Consider the following 714-nt stretch of genomic DNA (forward strand, 5'->3'; position numbering starts at 1 on the left):
GGTTGGGACGGTGGGATCCGGCGGGGTGAGTAGCGGGAAACGGCGGCATTGGCGCGGCTGTCATAGTGAGCGGCATGAGCGATTCGGTCCTTCATGCGCTGTTGTCCTTCGCCCTGGTCGCTGGGCTCATCACTATCATTCCGGGGCTCGACACCGCGGTGGTGCTGCGGTCCGCGCTCACGTTGGGGCGGCGGCAGGCGTTCGCCGCGGCTTTCGGGATCAATGCCGGGGCTTTGGTGTGGGGTGCGGCTGCGGCGACGGGGGTGTCGGTGTTGCTGACGGCTTCGTATGCCGCGTATACCGGGCTGCGGGTGGTGGGTGCCGTGTACCTGCTGTGGATGGGGATTGGGATGTTGCGGGCCGCTCGGCGCGGGGAAGTGCGTGGGGCGGCTGAGGCGGTCGTGGATGCCGGGGTGGTGCGGGCGTTTTTGCGGGGGGCCGGGACCAACCTTTTGAATCCGAAGGTGGGGGCGTTCTACATCGCGATCTTTCCGCAGTTCATGCCGGCGCATGTCTCGCATTTGGTTATGGGGCTTGAGCTTGCGGGGGTGCACGATGCGTTGGCGCTGGTGTGGTTCAGTGTGCTGATCTTCTGTGCGCATCGGGCTCGCGCGTGGTTCGCGAAGCGGCGGGTGAAGCGGGCGCTCGACGCTGTGACCGGGACGGTGCTGGTGGGGTTCGGGGTGGAGCTGGCGTTGCGGGGCTGAGCATGCG

At 67.2% G+C, this 714-nt stretch carries 1 protein-coding gene; it reads left to right on the top strand.

The genetic code is table 11. The features are described 5' to 3' along the window. Nucleotides 1-74 precede the first annotated feature (74 nt). Entirely contained in the window at nt 75-707 is a 633-nt protein-coding gene (locus KGQ19_RS48775) for a LysE family translocator (RefSeq protein ID WP_212022478.1), read from the top strand. Nucleotides 708-714: the final 7 nt, after the last annotated feature.

This window comes from Catenulispora pinistramenti (assembly GCF_018274385.1).
GTDB lineage: Bacteria > Actinomycetota > Actinomycetes > Streptomycetales > Catenulisporaceae > Catenulispora > Catenulispora pinistramenti.

Excerpts from the sequence above, each read along its gene's own strand:
- KGQ19_RS48775 (WP_212022478.1), top strand. The coding sequence starts at position 75 with ATGAGCGATTCGGTCCTTCATGCGCTGTTGTCCTTCGCCCTGGTCGCT.